General features: G+C 33.4%; 11 protein-coding genes. All 11 read right to left on the bottom strand.

Features of this window, described 5'->3' with window-relative positions:
- Positions 1–105: 105 nt before the first annotated feature.
- The gene (locus CDZ92_RS18005; RefSeq protein ID WP_096156579.1) at positions 106–3,534 is read right to left on the bottom strand and encodes a glycosyltransferase; all 3,429 of its coding nucleotides are present in this window, start codon (positions 3,532–3,534) and stop codon (positions 106–108) included.
- 30 nt (positions 3,535–3,564) lie between these two features.
- Positions 3,565–5,079, bottom strand: coding sequence for an ABC transporter ATP-binding protein (locus CDZ92_RS18000; protein ID WP_096156578.1), 1,515 nt, complete (start codon positions 5,077–5,079; stop codon positions 3,565–3,567).
- Positions 5,080–5,092: 13 nt separating this feature from the next.
- Complete coding sequence (locus CDZ92_RS17995) at positions 5,093–5,869, bottom strand: ABC transporter permease (protein WP_096157062.1); 777 nt, start codon at positions 5,867–5,869, stop codon at positions 5,093–5,095.
- 109 nt (positions 5,870–5,978) lie between these two features.
- Positions 5,979–6,764 carry a glycosyltransferase family 2 protein gene (locus CDZ92_RS17990; RefSeq protein ID WP_441296495.1) on the bottom strand — a complete coding sequence of 262 codons (786 nt, stop codon included), beginning with the start codon at positions 6,762–6,764 and terminating at the stop codon, positions 5,979–5,981.
- A gap of 259 nt (positions 6,765–7,023) precedes the next feature.
- Positions 7,024–10,647, bottom strand: a complete 3,624-nt coding sequence (locus CDZ92_RS17985; protein WP_096156576.1) for a M14 family zinc carboxypeptidase — start codon at positions 10,645–10,647, stop codon at positions 7,024–7,026.
- Between the two features lie 413 nt (positions 10,648–11,060).
- A complete protein-coding gene (gene rfbB, locus CDZ92_RS17980; protein ID WP_096156575.1) occupies positions 11,061–12,080 on the bottom strand; it encodes a dTDP-glucose 4,6-dehydratase in 1,020 nt (339 codons plus the stop codon).
- Positions 12,077–12,934: a dTDP-4-dehydrorhamnose reductase gene (gene rfbD / locus CDZ92_RS17975; protein WP_096156574.1), complete on the bottom strand. Its 858-nt coding sequence runs from the start codon at positions 12,932–12,934 to the stop codon at positions 12,077–12,079. The genes rfbB and rfbD overlap by 4 nt, the downstream gene beginning before the upstream one ends.
- The gene (gene rfbC, locus CDZ92_RS17970; RefSeq protein ID WP_096156573.1) at positions 12,931–13,497 is read right to left on the bottom strand and encodes a dTDP-4-dehydrorhamnose 3,5-epimerase; all 567 of its coding nucleotides are present in this window, start codon (positions 13,495–13,497) and stop codon (positions 12,931–12,933) included. The genes rfbD and rfbC overlap by 4 nt, the downstream gene beginning before the upstream one ends.
- Before the next feature lie 22 nt (positions 13,498–13,519).
- Positions 13,520–14,398: a glucose-1-phosphate thymidylyltransferase RfbA gene (gene rfbA / locus CDZ92_RS17965; RefSeq protein ID WP_096156572.1), complete on the bottom strand. Its 879-nt coding sequence runs from the start codon at positions 14,396–14,398 to the stop codon at positions 13,520–13,522.
- Positions 14,399–14,433: 35 nt separating this feature from the next.
- Entirely contained in the window at positions 14,434–15,549 is a 1,116-nt protein-coding gene (locus tag CDZ92_RS17960) for a glycosyltransferase (protein ID WP_096156571.1), read from the bottom strand.
- A 465-nt stretch (positions 15,550–16,014) separates the two neighbouring features.
- Positions 16,015–18,735 (bottom strand): leucine-rich repeat domain-containing protein, encoded by a 2,721-nt coding sequence (locus CDZ92_RS17955; RefSeq protein WP_096156570.1) that lies wholly within the window; start codon positions 18,733–18,735, stop codon positions 16,015–16,017.
- Positions 18,736–18,944: the final 209 nt, after the last annotated feature.

Genomic DNA, 18,944 nt, shown 5'->3' with positions numbered 1-18,944 from the left:
ATTTATCTACATAAAATAATACATGAAAAGACAAAAAAAGATAAGAGAAAATTATCCCAAATAAGGTATTTTTTCTCTTATCTACAAAAAAAGTATATAATTCGATTAATCTACGAGTAATTTTCTATATATTTCCAAATATTTTTCCGACATATCAGATGTTGTAGGGAACTTTAATTGGACTACTTTATCTTTTATTATTTGATATTCGTCAGGTGAGTCTGCGGCTTCAATAATCGTTTTGTACAATGACTCAACGTCATACAAATCGACTAGCCAGCCAGCACCGTTCTTTAATACTCTTTCTCTTAATGTACCAATGTCAGTAACTAGGGCAGGAACACCTAAAGCCCAAGATTCTGTTAACGTATGGCAATATGTTTCTGGCCATATGGAGAATATAGCAGAAAAATTCGGTTTAATTTCCTGTAACATAAGAGGTAACTCTTCTCTCTTATATTCGCCATGGAAAATAGAATTCTCTTTTAACTTTTTATTAGATACACTTCCTAATAAGTGTAGTTCAATCCTATTGTACATTTTCTTATCATATTCCATTAAATCTAATAATAAATTAGCACCTTTTTGGAGGTTTATTCCACCGAAACTAACTATTTTTATTGTCTCTCCCTTTTGTGGAGCGACACTTACATCCATAATATCACTAAAGTCTCGACCATGTTCGATTACAGTGAATTGTTTTTCTTTTAAAATTGGATAAATATCATAATATCTATCTCTTGTGTATTCTGAAGTTGTGATAAAACCATCGACTTTCACAATCATCTCGTTAACCTTTTCTTTCCAATGATTAACCCAATTATGCTTTAAATCAGGCATGTTAGGGAACCAACCCTTAGGATAATGACATGTCCCTTTACCAGCTGTACAATGGCCGCCGCAATAGACATTATTATTGTCCAGTAATTGGATAGTTGGACAAATAAAATAGAAATCATGGAAAGATAATAGTATCGGAATATTTAGTTCTTTTGCAATATCCGGAACATCAAATGTATGTCCTAATAAATGACGTACATGAATCATTTTAAAATCAAACTTCTTTATTAAATTTGTTAAAATGTGCTTGTAGTCAGCGCGTTTGAAATCCGTTACCTCAATTGGCTTAGTTAGTGACACTTTAAATAAAAACCTTAAACTTCCGTCTTGTTCTAACTTGGATAGTTCAAGTTCCTTTCTATCACTAGTTAACACATATGGTTGGTAATATTCTTTTACATTACGTAGTAAGTCCAAATTTGTTAGAGGAGTACCACCTTTACCTTTGTGTAAAACATATAACACATTTTTCTTGGTTTCTATTACCTCTGAACTCATTTCTTTCTGCATTGCTTCTTGCAATTGTGATAATGGATTACTAGCAATGAACTCCCTAACTTTTCTTGTATAGTCAGGGTGTTTTTCGTCAAGGACTTTTCTGTTTTTCTCGATAAGTCTTTGTTTATCTTCATTTCCGAATGACACATTTCTTTGATGATATACAAAAGTACTATCGTCTATGACATTTACCATTCCTATTTTACTAGCTCTCATACAGAAGTCATTCTCTTCACAATACCCTTTGCCAAAAATCGGGTCAAATCCTCCTACTTTATCAAGGGCAACACGTTTAATATACATACAGAAGCCATTTCCCGTCGGAACTTCTGGATAGCTTCTTTCAGAGAACTTAGCAACTAAACGAGCATAATCGTGTTCTGTGTAACCTTCCTGTAAATCTAAATTTTGGTTAAAGTGTGGAACGGAAAAAGGACCAGCGGCATTACTAACTGGAGTAACCGTACCTATGTTAACTTTAGAATAAGCACATACTACCAAGCTTCTTAACCAGTCTTCCGTTACTCGAGTATCACTATTTAAAATGACTACATCTCTATCTGAATACTCAAATCCTCTATTAACTGTTCCAATAAAACCAAGATTTTTTTCGTTTTCAAGGATAACTAAGTTTTCCATATCTTTAATTTCTTGTAAATATTTTTTGACATTTGGATCTGGAGATTTATCATTTATTAATATTATTCTATTTGGAAACTTCGTATATTTCACTAAACTACTTACACATTGTTTAAGTTCGTCCAATGCGTTGTATACAGGTATTATAATATCCACTTTTTCTGGAAATACATGCTTATCATTTAAAAAATTCACATTTCCATTTGAAGCAATATTCTTGTTACTATTCGTTCCTTTATTGTAGCGCTTATTCCATCTGTTTCTAAAGCCTCTTGCTATGAGACGTGCTAATCTCACTGGCAATTTCAACGTATTTTTTGACGGCTTCGCTGCAGCATAAAGCATATCTCCAAGTTCGTATCTCGAAGACTTTTGTAATTTCTTCAACTGTCGCTTTATTTTTCCAACCATATCGTTCAGTTTTTTAATTTTATCATTTAATACTTTATTTTCATTTTCTAACCTAGTTACATCAGATTTAAGTTGACAAATCAACTTATCTTTTTCCGTTACACATTGTGTTAAACTTTTATTGTCAGTCGAGTAAGAATCACCTGTTGCTCTTACTTGAATAAGCTCACTTTGACAGGCATCAAGGCTTGCCTGCAATATAGCATTTTCAGACGATAAGGATTTGAGCTGATTTGTTAGGAGATTGACTTCACTATCAAGAGTCTTTAGCTTTTCTTCGTTTGCAACTAAGCTAGCTATCTTACTTTCGTCTTTTTTAGATTTTTCTAAAAGAGATTTATTTTCACTTTCCAGTCTTTTAACAACTTCCTGCTTTTGCACTAAACTTTTCTTGAATTTCTCCAGTTTAACTTCTAGTTCAATTCTGTTAGTTTCAAGTTGTTCTACTAATTTTTCTTTATAGTTTGACTTTGATAATATTTCTAGAACTTTTGGTTTTACGGAATTGGAACAAATTATCCCTAAGCCATAAAAAGCATTTACCATTATAAGACTTAGATCTTTTTCATTTTCCTTAATAAAATCTTCAACTGCAGTTAATACACCATTTTTAGGATTATTCTCATAAATAGAATTATATAGATGCCCATTTATCCCCTCTTCTGTCAAAGTGGAGCTATCAGGGAGAATACCTAGCATCTTGTATGGTTGTCTGTGCACATCCGGAATATTCTCTGGGTTATAATATAAATCTCTTCTTCCATAAGGCCATCCTATGTCATGTAAAAAAATTAAAGGGTATTTCTCCTTACCTTTAAAACTATCGTTAATACAATTTAATTCATGGTAAACAGTGTACCAGTTATGGTCACCATCTAATAATATAGCTTCGTAATCCTTTAGCAGAGGAAGAGCACTCAGACTTAATTCCTTATAGAAATCAAAATATTCTTCATTTTCTTCTTTTAATTTCTTATAATCAAACATCGGAGCGGGATCTATCGTATGCAACTTTCCTTTTTGTTCTCGACAATATTGCAATATTTTATTCGTGTTAATTCCAGTTTGGGCGCCAACTTCTACTACTTTTTCAAGTTTCAATTCAGAAAGTATAGGTTTGACTAGCAAATCCCAAAACATGTTCATTATTATTCCCCCCGTTTTAACGTTCTCTCATTATTTCTTATTTTTTGTATCAATATGTTCTTTATACATCTCAACAGCTATTAAAGGATCGCCATCGAACTTTTTTTCCCCTTTTTCCATCCAAATTGCTCTCGTACAAACTTTTTCAACAAAACTCATACTATGAGTAACAATAATAACCGCTTTTGCTTTTTCCATCATTTCTTGAATTTTAACACTGGCTTTATTTTGAAAAGCAACATCTCCAGTGGATAAAGCTTCATCAATAATAAAGATATCAGGTTGTAGAGTAGCAGCTATACTAAACCCGAGTCTTGAGCGCATACCACTTGAATATTGTTTTACAGGTTTATTAATTGCGTTTCCTAACTCTGAAAATTCTATAATTTTTGATAAATCCCTTTCCACTCGTTCTTTAGGTATGCCTAATAACATTCCATTCAAATAGATGTTATCTATTCCAGAAAGTTGAGCATTGAAACCTGTGCCGTAACCTAATAGTGCAGATGTTTTACCTTTTAAAGTTAATTTCCCCTCTTCCGGAGTTAGAATTTTAGTTAATAGCTTACATAAAGTGCTTTTTCCAGCGCCGTTATGTCCAATTATACCTATAACTTCTCCTTCTTTAACTTCAAAACTAACTTTCTTTAAAGCCCAAAATCGTTCTTTTCTTACTTTAAAAGAAACACTGACATTTTCAGCCTTTACTATTAGACTGTCTTTAATTTCAGTATTGGTTTTTACTAGTTCAAGCTTTGGCTTCTTTTTAGGTTTTCTCTCTGGAATAGTTTCTTTATATTTTTCAATAATGGATTTTGACTCTCCTATGTCCCGAACCATACCTTTATCTAACCAAATGATTCTATCACAATTCTCTTGAGCATAATTTAGGCTATGAGTAACAATAATGACCATTTTGGCCATACTAATTAATTCTTTAATCTTAATTGCTGCCTTCTGGCTAAATTCCCTGTCACCTGTATTAAGTGCTTCATCTAATATTAAAATTTCAGGCTCCAAAAATGCAGCTACACTAAAACCTAATCTAGCCTTCATCCCACTAGAATAGTTTTTCATCGGCTCATCTAAGAATCTTCCTATACCTGAAAACTCATGAATCTCATCAATATATTCATTAATTTTTTCTTTTGAAATTCCAAGCATCATACCGTTCAAATAGACATTGTCTCTTCCAGTAAGTTCTTTGTTAAATCCCATACCTAAAGCAAAAAGGGCAGAGACCTTACCTTTAACTGTTATTGAACCTTTATTTGGTTGTAAAATACCGGTAATTAGTTTACAAAGAGTAGTTTTACCAGCACCATTTGAACCAATAATACCTACTACTTCACCTTTATAAGCTTTGAAATTGATGTCTTTTAAAGGCCATGCTACCGACTTTACTTTCTTTTTCTTTTTATTTCTTACTAAGTTAATAATATGTGACTTAAAGTCATCTTTTTTAAATCCTTCTACAAAAGAAACTCCTAAATTATTGGCTTCAATAACAATCTCTTTATTTTCATTCACATCATTTATAGACATAATAAAACCTCATTTAAAGTGCCTTTATAATTTTATGCTCATTACGGCTGTAATAAAGTAAAGTTAAAACAATCGTTAAAAGTGAAAGAGCACCAATAATTACTAAACCTAACACGTTAGGACTTGTTTGCCACATTAGAATCGCTCTGAAAGAATCTATGATAATGGCGATGGGATTAATCTCCACAATCCATCTGTACTGTTCTGGTAAGATTTCCCTTCCCCATATAATAGGGGATGTATAGAATAAGATTCGTAATATATGAGATAGAATCATATCAATGTCACGAATAAACACACATAAGTATGCAACAACTAAGCTAATTGCTAATAAGAATAAAAGTAGAACTAAAATTAATATTGGTAAGTATATAACTTGCCAACCAGGTACTACTCCAAAAAAAACAAGAAATAAACTAATAACTATTAGCCCAAATGCAAAATTAAATAATTGTGTAGCAGATGTAGCTAACGGAAATATTGTTTTTGGTAAGTACACTTGATTTATTATTGAGGAGTATTTAATGATGGATTTTGCTGATGAATTTATCGAAGTGTTAATCCATCTCCAACATATTAAACCTATTACAAGATATACGGCAAAATTTTCTCCGCCTCTACCAAGAACCACACTAACTAAGAAGTAATATACTAGTATATTAAGTAACGGATCTAACAACCACCAAAAGTACCCTAAATAACTGTTTCTTGTATCTGCTTTTAAACCTGATTTCACTAAATAGATTAATAAATCTTTTCTACTATAAATATCTTTTAAGTACTGAAGCATTCTACTCACTGCACCGCCTAACTGATGTTTAACAATTTTTCTCTCTATATTAACTATATAAAACAATAAATAATACCTTTTTTTCTTGGAATAACTTCCAAAAAATAACTTAAATGGACTTATTCATATATTTTTTACCTTTATAGTAAAGGTAAAAAATAAAATACCAGGAACTTTTCCATATACTCATTCTTTCAATTTCACGATAGACTTTCCAATTTTGAATTGCCATCTTCCATTTCTTTCTCGATATCGAATTATTAACTATTCTATACTTTGCTAAAACACTATTTAAGCCATATGCTTTAAAGCCGTTTTTACTAATATTAAGCCACAACACATAATCTTGCCTTGTTCTAATATTAACCATCTTCACATCACCTATAATATCCCTATCTATCATTACTGTTAAACATCCTATCATATTCTGTTTAAGCAGGTCATCATAAGAAACGGATTTAGGTATGTCAATAATATCCCCAATTTCACTTCCATCTTCTTTAATCATTTTGTAACCCGTAAAAGAAAAAGCGACATTTTCCTTTTGCATAAAGTTCAATTGCTTTTCTAATTTTTCTGGAAGCCATTGATCATCACTATCTAAAAATGCCACATACCTACCTTTTGCATGCTCTAATGCAACATTTCTAGCTATTGCAGGCCCACTATTTTGATGAAGTTGTATTAACTTAATGCGTGGGTCATGTTTTATTACTTCTTTAACAAATTTAATCGTATTGTCACTAGATCCATCATCTACAATTATCATTTCCCAATTATTGAAAGTTTGAGATATAACAGAAGCGATTGTGTCTTTTATAAATCTTTCTGAATTAAAAGAAGGCGTTATGACAGAAACTAATGGCTTTTCACTATTTTTCTCTAAAGAATTCAACCAAATTCACCCCTTTTTGTGAAGAGGAAGCTTTTTTTCTATTGTTCTGTTTTCTAATTCAATACAACATAATTTAGAATAACGGTCTATGAAACATTTATCAAGTTTTTTCCTTACATATGTTCATTAACTATTATTACTTTAGCCTATAATAAAAAATTTAGACTTTTAAAAGAAGTTGATTTTGGAAATACAACCAAAATCAAAAGAAGAAGGTAGTTTCCAGCAATACTGAAACTACCTTCTTCTATTTAATATTTTATCTGTTAAACTTATGAGCTTCGTCTGCAACAATAAGGCCTACTGATTGATTACGGCTCCAAATATCATTCCAATTTGATAATGGTACTGGCCTATTTCCTACATACGGTGATATTTCTGGTGTAAATCCTTCTCTTTTGTAAGTCGTTACAAACCAGTCATTTAATCCTCCGCCAGATCTGCTATTTGTTAGATTAACAATATTATAACCTGTTTTTTGAGAAACTTTATTTACGACTGGCCCTGGATTCCTAGCATAAATAATATTACCTGATGAGTGATATGCAACTGAGAGTGTAAAGTTTTTATTTCGAATAAAATCATATACGGCTAATGCCTCTGGTTCACTCAAAGGTCTAGGACCCTTATAATGACTTTCGCTAGGTTTACCAGGATTATTTGCAATAGTATCCCACATTGCAGGGAACTGTCTATTTAAATCCACTCCTCTAGCATTTGCTTTCCAACTTGTGAAGTTTCTACTTCCTCCATTAAAGTGAATAGCTTGTTTAGCTAAGTTACTTCCTAGCGCATCTGGACCTAATTGAACTAAAGTCACTCCGTCCGGATTCATCATAGGAATAAACCATATACTTGTGTTGTTTAAAACCGTTCTAACGTCAAATCCATCAAACTTGCCATTAGTCATGTATGCATATGCATATTCATCGATCATTTTCATTAATACATTTGTAGTCATATGTTCTCTCGCGTGGGAAGATCCGCTAAAAACAACTTCATTTTTCCCGGTACCCAGTTTAATCGCATATATATTTCTACCGTCAAGTGATTTACCTATTATTTCTTTTTTAAGAAGACCACCGTACATCTGCTCTAATAGTTCAATATCTTTCACCATTTGAGCATATGTGTAATTTTGTACGCTAGCATTTACAATTTTTTTATAAGGCGTTAGCGGAATATTCTTTTCCGCAAGTGTAAGGTAGCCTCTAGCTTCTTCTTTTATACTAGACGCTATTCTTGGAGCGTTAATAATAAATGAATAGTTATTCCTTGCAACTTCAAACTGACTATTTTGATGTTGTCCTTTTGTCCAGTTTAATAATGATCTCGCACTAGAGTCCAACCCTGTTTGAAAACTAGCTCGATTTTGCTCTGATTGGTTATATAAGTTAAATCCTTCGTTGAACTTAGTTATTCTATCTCTGAAGTGAAATTGGCCAATTGCATAATCAAAGTATTGTTCTGGTGTTAGTTTTTGTTGTTGAGCATATGTTCTGTGATACTCTGCTTCTGATTTATTTTTATCATTTAATGCAGGAGAAGCAAGAATTAAGTTATACCTGTTAAGGGCAGTTTCAAAATCTCTTTCATAGTGCTTCCCTTTCGCCCAAGCAAAAAGAAGTTCAGCACTAGAATTAATTCCATCAACAAACAATTTGTTACCTGAATACATTTCATAACCTAAAATGGATAAACGAAGCCTTTCTGTATAATGCACTTGATTAATGGCAATCTTATAAAATTGTTCAGGTGTTCTTTTCTCTTGTAACGCATAACTTAAATGATATTCTACATCTCTCTTTAAAACAGAATTCAATGTAGGAACGACTACTATTCTATTGTATCTATCGATCGCCAGGCTATACTCTTCTTCTAAGTGCTTTGCTTTCGTCCAATTAAATAATGTTGTTGCACTATTGTGTATGGCAGTTCTAAAAAGGGAATGACCGTTATATAATCGATAACCTTCTACAGATAAATCAAGTCTGTCTGTATAGTGCACTTGACTAATTGCGTAATTGTAGAACTGCTCCGGTGTTTTTTTATTCTGAATAGCAAAACTTCTATGATAATCTACATTACTCTTAATCTTGTAATCTAATACTGGTGCAGCTAAAATACGGTCAAACCTCTCTACAGCAATTTCAAATTCGCCATTATTTTGACGTTCTATTGCCCATTGCATTAAAGAAGTTGCACTACTATTTATTGCATCGGTGAATCGTATATCAGACGGATAGTTGAAATATGCTTGAATAGAGATATCCAGTCTTTTTGTAAAGTGAGGATGCGTCCTTGCATAGTCAAATAATACTGTTTTTAGATGGTCTGTTGCACTTTGTTTTATCGTCGAATTCACTCTCGGTGAAGCAATAACGCTTTCCATTCCATACTTTGCAGATTCATAATCTTTTTCTCTATATTTCTGAATGGACCAATTCAAAAATGTCTGTGCACTTATATTTAAACCTTGTTCAAAATTACCAATTCTTTGTTCTGCAGGTGAAAATAGTTGAAATCCTTCATTAAACTTATTTAATCTATCAATATAATGAAGCTCACTTATTGAGCAATTATAGTATAGTTCAGGAGTTAATCTATTTTGATTTGCATACCCTTGTAGATATTCTACTTGTTTAATAATATTTGTATCTAACCGTGGAGCATTAAGGATAAGATTATATCTATCAAGCGCTATTTCAAAATCTTCCGCACTATGTCTTCCTTTTGTCCAGCTTAACAAAACATTAGCGCTTGTATTAATAGCGTGAACAAAGTGTGAATTGGTAGGATATAGACTATAGCCTTTAATAGATAAAGCAAGCCTTTCCGTATAGTGAATATGGTTCATAGCATATTGATGCAACGCGATTTGGTGATGACTTTCAGCCGTTTGTTTAAAATGACTGTTAATGCTTGTTGTTTCGAGTATTAGCTCTAGCCCACGTAAACCTAAATCAAGTTCATTTCCTTCGTACTTACTTATAGACCAATTTAATAAAATTTGAGCACTTACGTTTAAGCCTTGTACAAAATTGCCAATCTCTTGTTCCGTATTAGTGTATAAATTAAATCCTTCATTAAATAGATTAATACGATCAAAGTAATGTCTCTGGTTAATTGCATATTCGTAATATTGTTCAGGTGTACGTTTATTTACATTAGCATAATAATTATGATAAGAAACTATTTCTCCTAAACTACTGTTCACCTGAGGTGCATTTAAAATAATTTCATAATACGTACGAGCTACATCATACTTACCATTGCTTTGCTCTTTAGAAGCAGCATTAAATAATGAATCTGCATGCTTGTTTATTTCATCTATAAACCGTTGATCAGTTGGAAATAGAAGGTTTGCTTCTATAGATAATTCTAGTTTTTTTATGTGATCTGTCTCTTCATTTATCTTAGCAAGCCACTCCTCAGGACTCTCAGCAACTTCTTCATTTACAAGTGGAGAGTCTTCTTCAGTAGGTGCATCTGCATTTGATAAGTTATTTTCTCCCTCTATTACTTTTTCATTATTTTCTTCTAATCTAGTTTCTTCATTCTGCGAAGTATGATCTACTTCTCCTAAACTACTTTCTTCAATAATTGAAGTATGATCTACTTCTTCTTCTAAACTACTTTCTTCATGCGTTAAAGTATAATCTACCTCTTCTTCTAGATTAACTTCTTCGAAAGTTGAAGTATTACTTTCCATTATCTCTTCTTCAATAGTACTATCAACTTCTGCTAGAGTGACCTCGTTTTCAGTCACTTCACCAACATGAATTTCTTCGAATTTACTATACTCTTGAGCACTTGTGTTTGTTACAGAGAAAAACAAGTTAAACATTAGTACAAAAACTAAGACTACGGCAATTTTCCTCATATAATCTTCCCCTCTTATTTATTGGCTCTGTTAAAGACCGCTGTTGATTTCCGAGCATATCTTCGCTTACCGCGGGCGAACCCGTGAGCCTCTGCTTCGCCTGCGGGTCTCTCGTTCCCCGCTTCTCCCGCAGGACAAGGAAGGCTACGACAGCGATTCATCGCACAAAGGAAATACGGTAGCATTTTCGAGGAGTCTCCGATATGCTCGGAGATCTACAGCTAGAAAGATTTTAAAAATCTACAATAACCTTTAACACAGCCTATATATAATAATTATGTATATAATCCGTTACAATTTTACCATTTTCTTCGTATATTGAATATGATTTCTAAACAGTTTTATAAAATAGGGGCTACTAGTCAGAACAACAAAAAAATACCTCGAACAATAGCCGAGGTATTTAACCTTTATTAAATGTTATATTGCTTTGTAAAGTAATTTTTATAATCACCACTGATTATATTTTTCCACCATTCCTCATTATCCACATACCATTGGATAGTTTGAGCAATACCTGTTTCGAAATTATATTTTGGTTTCCATCCTAGCTTTTCTAACTTTGTAGGATCTATCGCGTACCTCTTATCATGCCCTAATCTATCTGTTACAAATTCAATTAGATCTTCACTTTTACCAAGCGTTTGAATAATTGTTTTTACAACTTCTAAATTTGTACGCTCATTATGACCACCTACATTATACGCTTCACCATTTTCACCTTCGTGTAAAACTAAATCAATAGCTGAACAGTGATCTAATACATGTAACCAGTCGCGAATATTTTTGCCATCCCCGTACACTGGAACTTTTTGATCGTTTAATACTCTTGATATTGTTAGTGGTATTAATTTTTCCGGAAAATGATATGGTCCATAGTTATTTGAACAACGTGTAATATTCATTGGTAATCCAAATGTTTCATGATATGCCCTAACTAACATGTCAGAGGAAGCTTTACTCGCACTATACGGACTATTTGGCTGCAAAGGAGTTTCTTCTGTAAAGAATGTAGAAGGGTCAAAATCTAATTCTCCATATACTTCATCTGTTGAAACATGGACGAATTTCTGGACGTCTATCTCCTTTGATGCATCTAATAACACTTGAGTGCCGAGTACATTTGTTTTTACGAAAATCTCCGGCTCCGTAATAGATCTGTCAACATGGCTTTCCGCTGCAAAATGAACAACAAAATCGAATTCTTCTTGTTTAAATAGAGGAACAATTTCTGATCGATTTGCAATATCTGCCTTTACAAAATGGTAATTCTCTTTATTCTCAATTTCTTTGTGTTTCGTTAGGTCACCAGCATACGTTAATAAATCTAGATTAAAAATATCGTAATTAGGGTACTTGTCCACCATGTATTGAACGAAATTGCCTCCTATAAATCCAGCTCCACCTGTTACAAGTATCTTTTTCTTGTTCATTTTTCCACCTCAAATTTTAATTCTTGTAGATAATGAGATAGTGACTCTTGCCATCTAGGCATAGGATGAAACCCCTTCTCTACAAGTTTTTCCTTTGACATTCTAGAATTTTTAGGTCTCTTCGCCCTTGTAGGATATTCTTCTGTCGTAATATGGTTTACCCGAACATCCAAGTTAGACTGTGCAAATATTTCTTCAGCGAATTGAGCCCAATTGCAATACCCTTCATTTGACACATGATATATACCGTACTTATCAGTTTGAACCATCTCTAGTAATACCTTTGCTAGATCGTATGTATATGTTGGGGATCCATATTGGTCACCTACTACATTTAACTCTTGACGTGTTTCGGCAAGTCGTAGCATAGTTTTTACAAAGTTATTCCCGTTCCTACCAAAAACCCAAGATATTCGGACAACAAACCATTTATCTACTATTTGTTGAACAAGTTGTTCTCCTTCGTACTTAGTTTGTCCATAGTAGCCTATAGGATTAGGTTGGTCAGTTTCTTTGAATGGAGTGTTTCCTGATCCATCAAACACATAGTCTGTACTAATATAAATGAACTTTGCGTCTGCACTTTTAGCTGCAGCAGCAAGGTATTTCGTACCTAAAACATTAACTGCCCAAGCATTCTCTTTATCATCTTCTGCTTTATCAACCGCAGTATAAGCTGCACAGTGAATAATTGCTTCTGGTTTAATGTCTTCCACAAATGCCATAACACTTGATTCATTTGTAATATCTAAGTCTCTGGAACCTACTCCAATCATATCATGACCTTGAGTTTTTCCTATCTCTACAACATCATACCCAAGTTGACCAGTATATCCCGTTACTAAAATCTTCATATTTTCTCTCCGAAAATAAAATTATTTTCTGCCACTTCTAATTGCGGAGCTATTTTATCCTTCTCTGATAAAATCGGTGACACATCTAACGGCCACTTAATATCGATTGTAGGATCATTCCAAATTATTCCTCTGTCAAACTCTGGTGCATATAATTCATCCACTTTGTATTGAACTTCAACATTTTCCGTTAACGTAATAAAACCGTGTGCGAACCCTTTCGGAACTAATAATTGTTTTTTATTTTCTTCGTTTAATTCAATGCCATACCATTTTCCGAAAGTAGGACTTCCTCTACGAATGTCAACCGCCACATCATAAATTGCACCTTTTGTACATCTAATTAATTTTGTCTGTGCTTTTGGACTCAACTGATAATGTAGTCCTCTTAATGTACCTTTTGTAGCAGAAAACGATTGATTGTCTTGAATAAAGTTAAAACGTAAAGCTGCTTCCTTAAAGCTAGCTTCATTATATGATTCCATGAACCATCCACGATGATCGCCAAATACTCTCGGCTCTATTACTACAACACCCTCTAAATTAGTAGGTATTATGTTCATAATACAAGCTCCTCCTTTTAGGTTAGTATTTAATATCTCCATTAGCGACTTTCATTAAATACTGACCATAACCTGTTTTACTTAATTTTTCAGCAGAATTTACCAATACTTCTTTTGGAATCCAACCATTAATATATCCAATTTCTTCAGGAGCTGCTATTTTGATACCCTGATGTTCTTCAACCGTTTGTACGAAGTTAGTAGCAGAAACTAAACTTTGGTGCGTACCAGTATCTAGCCATGTATATCCTCTACCAAGTAATTCTACGTTTAGATCCCCTTGCTTTAAATAAGCTTCATTTACAGATGTAATTTCAAGTTCACCTCTGCTAGATGGCTTCACATTTTTTGCAATTTCTACTACATTATTATCATAGAAATACAAACCTGTAATTGCATAGTTAGATTTAGGTTGTGCTGGTTTTTCTTCCACACTCAATACCTTCCCGTTTTCGTCGAATTCTACTACACCGAAACGTTCAGGGTCTTGTACGTGATAGCCGAAAACAGTTGCACCATTTTCTTTGGATGCGGCCCTTTGTAACATCTTTCTAAGACCACTACCATAGTAAATATTATCACCCAGAACCATCGCTACTGAGTCATCTCCTATAAAATCTTCCCCAATTATAAATGCTTGTGCTAACCCATCTGGACTAGGCTGTACTTTATAACTAAGTGTTATGCCAAATTGTGACCCATCACCTAAAAGCGCTTCAAATCGCGGTGTATCTTCCGGTGTAGAAATAATTAGAATATCGCGTATTCCAGCTAACATTAATGTACTTAATGGATAATAAATCATCGGCTTATCATAAATCGGTAAAAGCTGCTTACTTGTTACCATAGTTAATGGGTATAATCGAGTTCCACTACCACCTGCTAAAATAATACCTTTCAAAAGAAACACCTCATTATTTTTTAATAGATTTGTAATTATTCTAATGTATTTAAAAATACTTTTTCATACTCTTTGGAGATTTTTCGTGCATCAAAGTCGTTTGCACGCTTATAACCATTCGAGATTATTTCTTGAACGGACTCATTTTCCAAACAAAGAACCATCAGCATTTTATCCGCCAGTTCATCAGAGTTTCCAACTTCACACAGCTGACCATATGCACCATTTGATAACACTTCTTTAGGTCCCGATTTACAATCAGTAGACACAACAGGTACACCAGTAGCAAGCGCTTCCGCAACAACGTGACTAAATCCTTCGTGTTTGGAGGATAAAACAAAAAGATCAGCTTGTTGAAAGTAAATATAAGGATTTTTTTGAAACCCTATAAAATGAACTCTTTGTTCAATATTAAGCTTCATTGCTTGATTTACTAATTGTCCTTTAAGCGGACCCTCCCCCAGGATAATGAGTTTGCTCTTAATCTTATCATTCACTTTTGCAAAAGCATTAAGCAAAGTTTTTTGGTCTTTCTGCTCCACTAACCTTCCTGCTGTAACAATAACTTTATCATTCGTATTATAAATTTGTTTATGTTCCAGGGGCATATCATTATTTTCTAATTGTTGGTTGATATTACTAATATCAACCGGATTATAGATTACTTCAATATCGTTTGCTTTAACCTTATATTTTTTGACTAGGTTTTCTTTTACACCTTCTGATAAGGACACTACTTGATCAGCTAGTTTATATGCTAGGCCGAATCCTAGAAGTTGCATGTCCGCTTTAAATGTACCACCTAAGTTGTCCGCTTCCCTTACAACACACTTTGCTTTTGTTCTAGATAGTTTCGTTGCAAGGATTGCAATCGTGTTTACTCTTGGAATCGTGCTGAAAACAAGGTCAATGTCTTGTTCACGAATAATTTTTGCCAGTTTAAATATAGAACGACTTAATCTTGTTGTATCTAATTTCATGAAGACAACATCGTCTTTTAACTCTTTTTCGTAGGAACCATTAAAATTTAACGTCACTAACATTGGTGAAAACTTCGATCTGTCAAGGTTGTTAATGATATTCAGTAGCGTACGTGCAGCTCCACCGCCACCCATTTGATATATAAAGAATAGTACTTTTACTTTTTTCATTGAAAACAGCCTTTCTCGTTTTTGCCTATAGTATTTGAAATAAAGTAGATATTTAGCAAGAATAGGCTTAAATTGTCGTTAACCATCATATCAAAAAATACAGTTTTAATAAACTATTTCTTATTGTTTCTTTACAACTTTTGTCAATATGAATTATTTGTAATCTAAATGTAACTTTTCTAACGAAACCTTCAATTACACCATTAGAAAAAAACGTTTGACTTGTGTCTTCCAACAACAACAAAGGGCTTGGGACAAAAAGGCCAATAAAGTTCAACTGGCATTAAAAATTTGTTGTGGTTGAACTTCATAAGGCTAATGAAGTTCATCTGGCATAAAAAATTAGTTGTAGTTGAACTTCATAATGCTGATGAAGTTCAAAAAGTAGAGGCCCGAAAGAACAAAAAAATGTCCTTACAGGCCTCTTCTTTTAATTCACTGGGTTTTGTCCCAGCCTCTTTAAAATTATGCTAATCTTTTTCGTGAACTAGTGAATAAACCAAGTCCGCCAACAAGTAATAAAATTATTCCGAATAGGATAAAGTTCATTGTGTTCGTAGCCGTATTCGGTAACTTGTTTTCAGCCTCTACTTTCTTGTCTTCCTTATTAACTTTCTCTTCTTTTTTCTCTTTTACTGGCGTTACCACTTCATCTTCGTCCTCAATGTCTGTTTCTGGTAATTCTTCTTCCTCATCATAATCACCATTAGAATCAGTGAAAACTTCCATGTAGTTACTGTCGACAATCCGGCCTTCTTCATCATAAGCAAGAACTTCAATTGTATACAGTGTGTCTGGTGATAGGTCTTCGAAATAATAGTAACCGTATTCTACATCATCCACCCATTCGCCATCTAGTAAAACGTAATATCCAGCTATATTTTCTTCACCGTAGTAATACCACTCTAGTTCTATTTCTTCATCTGACACGTAAAGTAAGTCAAATTCAATATCAGAATAGAAATGATAGTCGTCTTCACTTGTGATAACCGTTACGCCTTTTGCTAATAAAAGTTGTAACACTTCAAATTCAGGCGTTCCTTCTTCGAAAGTTAGTCCTGGAATGTTGAATAACGTCACAAACTCTAAGTATTCTAAATCAAGGAGTACAGAAATGTCTGTAATGTTTGTGTTGTGTAAGAAAAGATAAGATAAATCTTCTAACGTGTTTAGTACAGAAATGTCACTAATCGGATTGAATGATAAGTCTAACTCAAATATATATAATCCGTTTAATGCATCTATGTTTGTAATTAAGTTTTCGCTTAAATTTACGAACATTAATTCTTCAAGGTTTGCAAGAGGTGACAGATCTGTAATTTCATTCCCCATAGCATATAGAGAGTATAAGTTTTTCGCATACTGTAATCCTTCTAAACTCTTAATACCACGGTATTCAGCGTCTAACCAATATAGTCGCTCCATATCAGATACGTAAATATCTCTTTCCAGAAATAGAATTTCTTTTATTACATCTCGTAACTGATTGTCTGTAATTGTTACGATTTCACCTGATGGTTCGGATAATGTTTCAAACATAACATAACCAAAATCAATGACTTCCCCATTTTCGTCCATTACTTCTATATACAACTCATATGTTGTATTCGGTGTTAACCCTCTTAATTCCAACTGCCCATCTTTCGTCACTGCATAATTTTGCCAGTTTAACTGTACATGGAACGTTACATCTTTTCCTTGTTCATCGTAGTACCACCATAAAATGCGTGCACTGTTTTCTGTAATAGCATCCACCCATACTTCGAAATCATCCTCCAAATATTCATCTAAAACATCGATGTATACACCAGCTTCTTGTAATCGAAGTAAAAGCGCATATGCTTCTGTACCTTCAGAGTAATCTACTGCAGATCCTTCAAGCATTAGGTAACTTAAATGAATAAACTGTTCGATGACCGCAATATCGCTGATCATGGTGTCGTTTATTAATAATACTTCTAAATTCGTCAATGTACCTAGCTGACTAATATCTAGCACAGGATTATAGCTAAGAACCAGTACATTTAAGTTTGTTAATGTCTTTAACGGACTAACATCGACAATTTTGTTGTCATCTAAAATTAATACTTCTAAATTCGTCAACGCACTTAATGGAGCAACCGATGAGATATTGTTTTCTGATAATAATAAGAATCGTAAGTTAACTAATCTTTCAATCCCCTCTAAATTTTCAATAGAGGCGTCATACGCAACTAATTGATTTATTTTATCTAAATCACTTTCTCGTAACTCTCTTGTAACACCAAGTTGTGCCTTAATTGCATTTTGTAGATTTACGTCAGCAAACGTCACAACTTCACCTGTTGGGTCAGGGAATGTCGCAACAGTTAGCGACTCTTCTATTAATAAATTCTTGTTCCGATCATACGCCTTTACCGTTACTTCATAAGAAGTATCCGCTGTCAGGTTCGTAAAAGTATGTTCGTAATCCCTAGCCTTATACGTTTTAACAAATTCATTATTTAAGTATAAGTCATATGTTGAAATTCTCTTGTCCGGTACATAAGCAAACCAATATAATTGGAAGCTATTTTCATTCACGAAGCCAGTGTCAAGGAGGAAAACTTCCTCTTCTTCATTAAAATCATCTTCTAGAAGTTGTAACAAGCTAGCTTTAAATTCTTCATCTTGAACATCGCTTACTAGCTCGTTTACTACCGTTGTAAGTGTTGTTGCCTCATTATCAAGATCAGGTTTAATCGGTTCATTTTCATTTTCTTTTTCTTTTTCGGTCTCCACCTGTTCTTTATTTGGTACTTCTTCGTTCATCTCTTCCACTTCGTTGATAGTTAGCTCATTACTAAGTAATGTTTGCTCACCTTTGTTCCACACAACTTGATAAACAGTAAATTCTTGTACAGCTGGTGAAACATATTTATATGTAGAAAATACTACATTTTCTTTTTTCGCTTGTTCTACTAACACAGGCGCTACTTCTTCTACTACACCATTTGCTAACACGTTAAATCGCTCTACTTCAGTCGTTTCTGTATCAGCATCGACCGTCTTCCAAACTAAATTAACTCCATCTTCTGTCACTTCAGCAGAATCTAGCAAAATACCTACTGATTCTTCTACTTTTTCTGCCAGTGATAAAGCTGGACTTAATAAGGAAAAAACTAATGTAAACGCGATGATCACATTTACGGAAAACAACTTTCTCATCTCATTCTCCTCCTAGTCTATTAGAAAACACCTACCAATAGGATTATATTCCCAATATCATTTTTTGGAAATAGGAAGAATTTGTCGAAAAATATTTTATTTTCTAAAAAGGTATGTTAGTAGTAACAGAGCGCGTTTCATAACCTATGAATATTATCAAATCGAAATGGTGAAATCCATTAAACTATTTTTTTATTGGAGTCCGTTTC

The organism is Bacillus sp. FJAT-45066 (genome assembly GCF_002335755.1).
GTDB classification, from domain to species: Bacteria; Bacillota; Bacilli; order Bacillales; family Bacillaceae_I; genus Bacillus_CD; species Bacillus_CD alkalisoli.
Note: the sequence above shows the minus strand (reverse complement) of the source record. Positions and strands in the feature narration are given on the sequence as shown.

Excerpts from the sequence above, each read along its gene's own strand:
- CDZ92_RS17955 (WP_096156570.1), bottom strand. The coding sequence starts at position 18,735 with ATGAGAAAGTTGTTTTCCGTAAATGTGATCATCGCGTTTACATTAGTT.
- CDZ92_RS17985 (WP_096156576.1), bottom strand. The coding sequence starts at position 10,647 with ATGAGGAAAATTGCCGTAGTCTTAGTTTTTGTACTAATGTTTAACTTG.
- CDZ92_RS17995 (WP_096157062.1), bottom strand. The coding sequence starts at position 5,869 with ATGCTTCAGTACTTAAAAGATATTTATAGTAGAAAAGATTTATTAATC.
- rfbD (WP_096156574.1), bottom strand. The coding sequence starts at position 12,934 with ATGAAGATTTTAGTAACGGGATATACTGGTCAACTTGGGTATGATGTT.
- rfbB (WP_096156575.1), bottom strand. The coding sequence starts at position 12,080 with ATGAACAAGAAAAAGATACTTGTAACAGGTGGAGCTGGATTTATAGGA.
- CDZ92_RS18005 (WP_096156579.1), bottom strand. The coding sequence starts at position 3,534 with ATGAACATGTTTTGGGATTTGCTAGTCAAACCTATACTTTCTGAATTG.
- CDZ92_RS18000 (WP_096156578.1), bottom strand. The coding sequence starts at position 5,079 with ATGTCTATAAATGATGTGAATGAAAATAAAGAGATTGTTATTGAAGCC.
- rfbC (WP_096156573.1), bottom strand. The coding sequence starts at position 13,497 with ATGAACATAATACCTACTAATTTAGAGGGTGTTGTAGTAATAGAGCCG.
- CDZ92_RS17960 (WP_096156571.1), bottom strand. The coding sequence starts at position 15,549 with ATGAAAAAAGTAAAAGTACTATTCTTTATATATCAAATGGGTGGCGGT.